Below are 8,599 nucleotides of genomic sequence, written 5' to 3' on the forward strand. Positions count from 1 at the left end.
CCCGTAGCCCTCACCCGTAGTTTTCACCGCCGGCCCACCGCGCCCCCGCCGTGGACGGGTGGCCGGCTCAGGGGTGTATCCGGACGGCCTGTGGATACACCCCTCGCGGTGCGTCGATCGACAGGCCGCGGCCGGTCCATCGCGCCGGCACCGGCGCGTCGTCGTGGACCGTCGTGACCGACGGCCCGGGTCCGGCGGCAACGTCGCCGGGCGAGAGCGGCACCACCGCGGGCCCGTCCAGGTAGGCGTAGCGGGCACCGTCGCGCTCCACCAGGCCCAGACAGCCCGCCGGGAGCGGACCGGCCGCGGGCACCGGGCGGGTGCCGAAGACCGCCTCGCCGTTCGCCGTCAGCCACCGGCCGAGCTGCTCCAGCGTGGTGCGCTGCAGGTCCGGGATGGTGCCGTCGGCCCGCGGGCCGACGTTGAGCAGCAGGTTGCCGCCGCGCCCGACGACATCCAGCAGCAGGCGCACCGCGGTGACGCCGGTCAGGCCGTGCCGGGCTTCCTCCTGCGCGTTGTAGCCGAACGAGAGCCCGATGCCCCGGCAGTGCTCCCACGGGCGGTCCGTCGTCTCGTTGGCGCGGCCGGACTGGTACTCGCTGGTGCGGAAGTCGCAGTGCTCGACGCCCCAGCGGTCGTTGACGACACCCTCGGGCACCTCGCGGTAGTACCGATCGAACAGCGCCGGGAGCTCGTCCTTTCCCGCGTCGGGCCAGTCGATGTCGTTCCACAGCACGTCCGGTCGGTACCGGGCGATCAGGTTCTCGACGTGTGCTTGGGCGTACCGCGCGTACCCGGCGTCGCGTGGCCGGCCGACGGCGCCGAGCTGGTCCGGGTGCGTCAGCGGCGGCAGGTCGCGGACGTGCCAGTCCAGACCGCCGGAGTAGTAGGCCCCGAACAGCAGTCCTTCCGCGCGGACCGCGCCGGCGACCTCGGCGACGAGGTCGCGGCGCGGGCCGCGGCGGGCAGTGTTGTACTCGGGCGTCCCCGGCGCGTCCCAGAGGCAAGCGCCGTCGTGGTGCTTCGTGGTCAGGACGGCGTACCTGGCACCGGCCGCGCGGAACAGTCGGGCCCAGTCGGCGGCCTCGAACCGCTCGGCCCGCCACGCGTCGAGGAACCGCGGATACGGCAGGTCGCCGTAGACGGCGCGGTGGTGCTCCGCCGCCGGGCTGCCGTCGATCCGGACGGTGTTGGCGTACCACTCCGCGTACGGGGAGCTGCGCATGAACAGGCCGGGGTCGACGGCACCGAGCTCACCGGTCGGCACCGCCCAGGCCGGCACCGAGTACGGCCCCCAGTGGACGAAGATCCCGAACTTGGCATCGAGGTACCAGTCCGGCACGGGTCGGTGGTGCATCTGCCCTCCGCGCGAGCTCACCGGGATCGTGCGTCGACGGCGACGGCGGCGACCGCCAGCGGGCCGAGCAGGAGCAGCGCCGTGACCGGCACCGCTGCCACGATGCCGGCGGCGCTGGCCGCGGCGAAGAGCAGCAGGAGCGAGCCGCCGACGTCGCCGCGCGACCGGTCCGCGGCGTCGATGCCCACCGCGCGCCAGGTCCGGCCGGGCCGCCAGCCGGCCGCGGCGCGCAGGCCCAGCACCGTCGCCGCCGCACCGATCACGACGAGCACGGCGAGCAGCACCGGCGAACCGGGCACGCCGGCCGCCACCGCCAGCAGGTCGAGTGCCAGCACGGCGAGCACGGCGACCGGCACGACGAACGCCGTCCAGCCGGCCCGGGTCACCTGCCGCAGCGCCGCCAGGTAGGCGCCGATCGCGCCGGTGCGGCCGTCGGCGACACGTTCGCGCACAGCGGCGCAGGCAGCCACGAACGCCGGGTACGCCGTCACGACGCCCAGCGCGGTGACGGCCGACGCGACGCCCACGAGCAGACAGTCGGCGAAGAGCGCGAACCGCCCGACAGCCGCCGTCGCAGTCGGGCGCTGGGCCACGCTGCCACCGTCGCCGCTCATGATCCGCCCATGCCGGACGTGCTCACGCCCTCGACGAGCAGCCGCTGGAAGGCCAGGAAGAACAGCACGATCGGGATCAGCGTCAGCACCGACATCGCAAACATCGGGCCGTAGGAGCTCTGGCTGGTCTGGTCGATGAACAGGCGCAACGCGAGCGGCAGCGTGTAGTTCTCCGGGCTGTTGAGGTAGATCAGCTGGGACAGGAAGTCGTTCCAGGTCCAGATGAACGTGAAGATCGCCGTGGTCACCAGCGCCGGCTTGGCCAGCGGCAGGAAGATGTAGGCGAAGGCGCGGATCGGGCCGCACCCGTCGATCCGGGCCGCCTGTCCCAGCTCCTCCGGCAGGCTGCGCATGAACTGCACCATCAGGAAGACGAAGAACGCGTCGGTGGCCAGGAACTTCGGCAGCACGAGCGGCCAGAACGTGTCGATCATGTCGAACTGGTTGAAGATCGCGTACTGCGGGATCAGCAGCACGTGGGCCGGCAGCATCAGCGTCGCGATCATGAAGGCGAACAGCGGCCCGCGCCAGCGGAAGCGCAGCCGCGCGAACGCGTAGGCCGCGACCGCGCACGAGAGCACGTTGCCCACCACGCACAGCCCGGCGACGATGACGGAGTTCGAGAAGAACCGCCACACGCTGACGCCGCCGGAGCCGGCCATCGCCTCGGAGTAGTTGCCCACAATGAACCGCTCGGGCAGCAGGCTGAGGCTCGAGATGATCTCGTCCGCCGGCTTGAACGACATCGACAGCAGCCACAGCACCGGGTACAGCAGCACCGCCAATAGCCCCAGGCAGGTCACATGCCAGACCACCCGGCGCGTGCGGGCCCGGGACCGGCCGGCGCGGCTGGCGCCGACGGCGGTCGCGGCAGGCGCGGCGGGTGCGGCGCTCATCGGGCGTCCCCGGCGTAGAAGACCCAGGCGCGCGAGGTGCGGAACAGTACGGCCGTGACGATGGCGATGGCCACGACCAACAGCCACGCCATGGCCGACGCGTAACCCATCTGGAAGTCCACGAATCCTCGCTGGTACAGGTACAGCGTGTAGAAGAGGGTGGAGTCGCTCGGCCCGCCGCGGCCGCCGCTGACCACGAACGCGGCGGTGAAGGCCTGGAAGGCGTGGATGGTCTCCAGCACCAGGTTGAACAGGATCACCGGCGAGAGCATGGGTACGGTGACCGATCGGAACGTCCGCCACCACCCGGCGCCGTCCACCGCGGCCGCGTCGTACAGCGTCGTCGGGATCTGCTTGAGCCCGGCCAGGAAGATCACCATCGGCGCACCGAACTGCCACACCGCCAGGAGCACGATCGCAAGCAGCGCGAACTGCGGGTCGGTGGTCCAGCCGCCGGTGTCCGCGCCGAAGGCCGACGTGAGCCGGCTGACCGGGCCGCCGTCGTCGAAGATGACCCGCCACACCAGGGCGACGGCCACACTCGCGCCCAACAGCGACGGAGCGTAGAACGCCGCCCGGTAGAAACCCTGGCCGCGGCTGGGCCGGTTGAGCAGGAGCGCGACGCCGAGGGCCGCGGCCAGCTTGAGCGGCGTGGAGATCAGGACGTACTTGAGGGTCACCCACACCGACGACAGGAACCGGTCGTCCTCGGTGAACAGTCGCACGTAGTTGTCCAGGCCCACCCACGACGGCGAAGTGAACAGGTCGTAGTCAGTGAACGACAGGTAGAGCGAGTACGCCATCGGCCCCAGCGTCAGCAGCAGCGCGCCGGCGATCCACGGGCTGAGGAACAGGTAGCCGAACGCGGCCCGCTCACCGTAGGGCTGCCGGCGGCCAGGGGGCCGGGGTCGGCCGAGACCACCGCCGCCGCTGGCCGCGCCGGCGGTGCGCTCGGGTGCCGCCGTGCTCATTGCGCCAGAGCCTGCTCTGCCTCTGCGATGAACCGGGCGGCCGCGTCCTCAGGTGTCGCGGAGCCGAAGATCACGTCGTCGTAGATGCGCTGGAACGCCGCTTTGACCGAGCCGGCGCCCCGCGGCGGCGGCGCCGGAGCGTCGGCCAGCTGCGGGAGGAGAGCCTGCTCGAACTCGTACGCCAGCAGCGGCGGCCCTTCGAGGTCCGCGCCGATGGCCTCGCGCACCTCCGCGTTCGCCGGCATACCCCGCGAGGTGCCGAGCAGCTCGCCCACCTCGATGTCGTTGAGGAGGAAGTCGATGAACTGGGCTGCCTCTTCCGGGTGCTCGGAGCGCTGGGAGATGCAGATGAGCATGGACGGCTTGGCGTACTGGCCGAGCTCGCCGCCGTCGGTGGGGAACGGTGCCAGGGCCAGCTCGCGGCCGTAGATCTCCCACGAGTCCGCGGTCAGCCCACTGTCGTAGTTGAACTCCGCGGCACTGGTCTGCTTGGCCAGCGGCGAGTTGGCCTGCGACCCGTCCATGGTGGCCGTCTCCTCGGCCGGCGAGACGATCCCGGCTTCCCGCAGCCCATTGGTGAAGGTCCAGTACGCGGCGACGTCGTCGGTCGTGTAGCCGAGCTCGCCGTCCTCGGTGTAGAGCTCCTTGCCCTGCTGGCGCAGCCACACCTCGAACCAGTCCTCGATCTGGCCGAAGTCGCTCAGCGCGGCGACCTCGCCGGCCGCGGCGACGGCGGCGCCGCCTTGCTCGAGGTCGTCCCAGGACCACTCCTCGCCTGGCGCCTGTTCGCCCGCCGCCGCCCAGGCCGCCGGGTCGTAGAGCAGCGCCTGGGTGTTCTGGCTCATCGGGATGGCGTAGGCGGTGCCGTCGATCTCGCCGGCCTTGAGCAGCCCGGGCTCCATCGCCGAGGTGTCGACGTCGACGCCGTCGACGTTGAACTCGCGCAACACGTTGCGCTCGGCGTACTCGCGCACATACCGGTAGTCCATCTGCAGGATGTCCGGTGCGCTGCCCCCGGCGATCTGGGTGGCCATCTTCTCCCAGTACGCGTTGAACTCGGCGAACGACGTCTCGATCCGGATGTCCGGATGCTCGGCCTCGAACATGTCGATGGCCTGCTCCGTCAGGTCCGCCCGGTCGGCGTTGCCCCACCAGGTGAAGTGCAGAGTCACCGTGTCGCCACTGGCCTCGTCGTCGCCCCCGCACGCCGCGGTGACCCCCAGCGCGAGCGCGGCCAGGACCACGGCGGCAGGACGGCGCCACCCTCTCGAGTGCGTCGTGAGCATCATCGCTCCTCCAAGTAAAACCGTCCATAGATCCGATGTCTAGCCCAGGTTGGCAGTGCTGCTGTTTACTGTCAATAACGATTCAATTTCGCATTCATACAGATCAACGCCGTGCTAGGGCCGCGACCAAGCTGGGCTAGACATCAGATGTGTTCAGCTCAGGCGAGCCAGTTGAGGTACTCCTCCAGATCGCTGTAGCCGTCGCCGTCCCGGTCGGCGTTGTTGCCCGCCGCTTCCGGGTCGAGGTCGTGTCGCAGCTCCCACCAGTCCGGCATGCCGTCACGGTCGGTGTCGCGCGGCGCCGGGCCGCCCCGGACCGGCCCGGGCCCGTTGACGGGCGCGTCGTTCTCGTCGCTGATGATCGTGCCCTTGCGGCCGAGCGAGGTGACCTCCCGGACCAACAGCTCGTCGACGCGGTCGCGGTCGAGCGACGCGCCCGCATTCTCGATGACGTACTCGTACGCCTCCTGCGGGCTCATGACGTCCGCGATCGGCGGGTACGGGTACGGCTCGTCCATCCAGGTGACCGTGGTGTACTCATCGCGGGGCACGTCGTAGCCGTCGAGGACGCCGTCGCGGTCGGCGTCGTGGTAGTTCTCCTCGGCGAACAGGTGGAAGTTCTCGTTGCCGCGGGTGAACGGGCCCGTCTCGGTGATGGGCCCGGCGATGAAGTAGTTGTGGTGCACGTTCGCCTCGGACGTCCACTGCGATCCGCCGAGGATGTACGCCTCCCTCTTCCAGTTGTAGATGATGTTGTTCACGTACTGGTTGACACCCTTCACCTTGGGGTTGCGGATGTCGTTGTCGAGGTAGAGGTTACGCAGCAGGCTCACCCCGCCGCTGGTCTCGATCAGGCCGCCGGCGGAGTGGGTGTCCAGCCCTTGCCCGAGGATCGAGTCTTGGATGGTGATGCGGCTGGCGCCGTCGGCCGGGTCACCGTTGCTGACCGAGAACACCTCGTCGCGGCCCCAGGTGACGGAGAGGTGGTCGAAGATCATGTTGTCGCCGGTGACGACGGTGACCGCGTCGGTCTCCGGGTCGCCGTTGATGCCCTGCCGCACCCGGAAGTGGCGCGCGATCGTGTTGTTGGCGTCGGTGAAGGACAGGCCGTTGCCGTAGATGGTGATGCCCTCACCGGGCGCGGTCTGGCCGGCAATCGTGATGTTCGGCGCCACCCGGATGCGCTCGTCGATCTCGATGATGCCGCCGACGTCGAAGACCACGGTCCGGTTCGGCTGGCTCACCGCATCGCGGAACGAGCCGGGGCCGCTGTCGTTCAAATTGGTGACGTGGTAGACGGTGCCGCCGCGACCGCCGGTGGCGTACCGGCCGAAGCCCTCGGCTCCGGGGAAGGCCAGCAGCATCTCGTCGGCCGGCGCGGCACCGGCCCGCGACGCACCGGACGGGGTCGCCGTCGCGGTCAGGGCGGCGGGGATGGCCGCGGCGCACAGGCCGGCGGCCGCGATTCCTGCGACAAACACCCGCCGACCTCGTGCACCATGGATTCGTGAGCGGATCATGCGGCTCCCTTCTCGTTGGGGTTGGCTGGATTGGTCACTGTGCGATGGCCGTGGCGACCTCGTCGACCAGGGCGGTCGCCGCGTCCTCCACCGACATCCGGTCGAAGAGGACCTCGTCGTTGAGGCGCTGCACGATCAGCCTCGTCTCGGTGGATCCGGTCGGCCCGATGATCAGGTCTGGGTTCACGTCCTGACCGATCTCGGCGATGAACTCCGCCTGCGCCGACGTGTTCTCGTCCAGTTGGGGGGTGATGGCCTCGAGCACCTCGGAGTTCGCCGGCAGGCCGCGGTCGGCCAGGATGAACGACGCCGCCTCCTCGCTGTTGACCAGGAAGTCGATGAGCATGGCCGCCTCCTCCGGGTGCTCGGAGCCGGAGTAGATCGCGTACGACTGCGACGCCTGCAGCCACATGCCCGGTGCGACGCCGGTCGACTCTCCGGGCGTCCGCAGCAGCTCCAGCGGCGCGCCGGACGCGGTCCGCAGAGCCGTCAGCTGGTTGCTCCAGTCGAACTGCATGCCGGCCAGGCCACGGCCCATCAGTGTCTGCTCCGGCGGCGCCTCCGCCAGCTCGGCGGTCAAGGTCGCCGGTGGCGCGCCGCCGGACGCGCTCAAAGCCTTCGTCATGGTCCACCAGTCCTGAACCGTGCCAGCCTCGATGGCCAGCCCACCGTCCTCGGTGTACAGGCCGGTGTCGGTCTGCTGCCGCGCGTACAGGTCGAGGGTGTCGGCGCTGGTGGGGTCCGCAGCGCCGTACGTGCCCTCCGGGGACCGGGCCGAGATCTGCTGCGCGATCTCCGCGAAGTCGTCCCAGGTCCAGGTGGTGTCGTCGGGGAGCGGGACACCCGCGGCCTCGAACACGTCCGGGTTCACCACCACGCAGTAGGTGTTCACGCCGGTCGGGATGCTGTACTGGACGTCGCTGAAGAAGCCGTTGCTCAGCGCCGCCGGGTCGATGTCGTCGGTGGGTAGCTGCTCCTGCACTTCCGACAGGTCCAGCAATGCGCCGCGGTCGCCGTACTCCCTTGGGTAGGCGCCGCCCAGCGTGATGACGTCGGGGGCGTCGCGAGCGGCGACGCTCGTGGCCAGCCGGTCGAAGTAGCCCTCGAAGTCCAGCGGCTCGCCCTCGACCGTGATGTTCGGGTGCTCGGCCTCGAAGGCGTCGAGGGCCTGCTCGGTGATCCGGGCCCGGTCGTCGTTGCCCCACCAGGAGAAGCGCAGCGTGACCTGCTCGTCGTCATCGGACTCCGTGCTGTTGCCGCCGCACGCCGTAACGGCCAGCAGTGCCGCCGTCGTCACCCCGATCGCCACCCAGCGGCGCGGCGCGCCACCCTCAGTCAGGTGCCACATCGTGTGCCCTCTCGTGCCGATGAGCGTCGGTGAGTTACCGGTTTCCCGCCGTCCCTAATGCGTTTGAATCGGTTTTACTGGCGTGTTGCGTCATAGTTGCATGCCGATATGGCATTTGGCTAGCCTCGGCAGGAACCGGTTTCTACCTTGGACCCGCCCACACTGACCATCGGTGACCGAGCGCGCCATTGACGTCGTCGTTGCTGTATACGGGCGCACCTGCGGACGCCGGCCGTCGAGATCGTCGAGCAGGTCAAGCACGCTATGTGCCTAGATCGCGCGCGTCGCGCTCTCTGCGTGGCGACGTTAGCCGATAGGAAACGTTCGGGAATCAGCTCGTGAGGATGCGAAATCGAACAAGTGTCCGTAGAATGGGTGCATGGTCGCAGAGTTCACCCCGCCGGTGCCTGATTGGGTGGTGCTGCCGACGGGTGCGGAGCTGGCTGCGGTCTTGGAGGTCGTGAAACCGGGCGGGCTGGATGATTCCGGTGTGGTCGATGTCGTGCTCGCGGCGGAGCGGCAGATCGCGCACCTGCGGGCGCTGCAGCTGCGCGCGATGGCGGAGCTGACCGGGCGTGAGAACTACGCCTCCTGCCGGGGTTGCGGG

Annotated in this window: 7 protein-coding genes and 1 pseudogene; 1 reads left to right on the forward strand and 7 read right to left on the reverse strand. The window is 69.9% G+C overall.

Annotated elements, in window-relative coordinates; translation table 11 throughout:
* Positions 1 to 67: 67 nt before the first annotated feature.
* The 7 genes from E1269_RS31560 to E1269_RS31590 form a co-directional block, all read right to left on the reverse strand.
* A complete protein-coding gene (locus E1269_RS31560) occupies positions 68 to 1,357 on the reverse strand; it encodes an alpha-L-fucosidase (RefSeq protein ID WP_131902148.1) in 1,290 nt (429 codons plus the stop codon).
* Between the two features lie 17 nt (positions 1,358 to 1,374).
* Complete coding sequence (locus E1269_RS31565; RefSeq protein WP_162606718.1) at positions 1,375 to 1,971, reverse strand: hypothetical protein; 597 nt, start codon at positions 1,969 to 1,971, stop codon at positions 1,375 to 1,377.
* Positions 1,968 to 2,867: a carbohydrate ABC transporter permease gene (locus E1269_RS31570; protein WP_131902152.1), complete on the reverse strand. Its 900-nt coding sequence runs from the start codon at positions 2,865 to 2,867 to the stop codon at positions 1,968 to 1,970. The genes E1269_RS31565 and E1269_RS31570 overlap by 4 nt, the downstream gene beginning before the upstream one ends.
* Positions 2,864 to 3,838: a carbohydrate ABC transporter permease gene (locus tag E1269_RS31575; RefSeq protein WP_131902154.1), complete on the reverse strand. Its 975-nt coding sequence runs from the start codon at positions 3,836 to 3,838 to the stop codon at positions 2,864 to 2,866. Before E1269_RS31575 ends, E1269_RS31570 begins: the two co-directional genes overlap by 4 nt.
* Entirely contained in the window at positions 3,835 to 5,124 is a 1,290-nt protein-coding gene (locus E1269_RS31580; RefSeq protein ID WP_162606719.1) for an ABC transporter substrate-binding protein, read from the reverse strand. Before E1269_RS31580 ends, E1269_RS31575 begins: the two co-directional genes overlap by 4 nt.
* Positions 5,125 to 5,282: 158 nt before the next feature.
* Positions 5,283 to 6,605 carry a pectate lyase family protein gene (locus tag E1269_RS31585; RefSeq protein WP_203434285.1) on the reverse strand — a complete coding sequence of 441 codons (1,323 nt, stop codon included), beginning with the start codon at positions 6,603 to 6,605 and terminating at the stop codon, positions 5,283 to 5,285.
* A 73-nt stretch (positions 6,606 to 6,678) separates the two neighbouring features.
* On the reverse strand, positions 6,679 to 7,992 hold the full coding sequence (locus tag E1269_RS31590; protein ID WP_131902158.1) for an ABC transporter substrate-binding protein: 1,314 nt from the start codon (positions 7,990 to 7,992) through the stop codon (positions 6,679 to 6,681).
* Between the two features lie 379 nt (positions 7,993 to 8,371).
* On the opposite strand from E1269_RS31590, the pseudogene E1269_RS31595 reads away from it, so the two are divergent.
* Positions 8,372 to 8,599, forward strand: a pseudogene (locus E1269_RS31595) (hypothetical protein); the annotation flags it as partial.

Source organism: Jiangella asiatica, assembly GCF_004349065.1.
Lineage (GTDB): Bacteria > Actinomycetota > Actinomycetes > Jiangellales > Jiangellaceae > Jiangella > Jiangella asiatica.

What these genes read in the sequence shown, in the direction of transcription:
- E1269_RS31570 (WP_131902152.1), bottom strand. Translation starts at nt 2,867, where the DNA reads ATGAGCGCCGCACCCGCCGCGCCTGCCGCGACCGCCGTCGGCGCCAGC.
- E1269_RS31560 (WP_131902148.1), bottom strand. Translation starts at nt 1,357, where the DNA reads ATGCACCACCGACCCGTGCCGGACTGGTACCTCGATGCCAAGTTCGGG.
- E1269_RS31575 (WP_131902154.1), bottom strand. Translation starts at nt 3,838, where the DNA reads ATGAGCACGGCGGCACCCGAGCGCACCGCCGGCGCGGCCAGCGGCGGC.
- E1269_RS31580 (WP_162606719.1), bottom strand. Translation starts at nt 5,124, where the DNA reads ATGCTCACGACGCACTCGAGAGGGTGGCGCCGTCCTGCCGCCGTGGTC.
- E1269_RS31590 (WP_131902158.1), bottom strand. Translation starts at nt 7,992, where the DNA reads ATGTGGCACCTGACTGAGGGTGGCGCGCCGCGCCGCTGGGTGGCGATC.
- E1269_RS31565 (WP_162606718.1), bottom strand. Translation starts at nt 1,971, where the DNA reads ATGAGCGGCGACGGTGGCAGCGTGGCCCAGCGCCCGACTGCGACGGCG.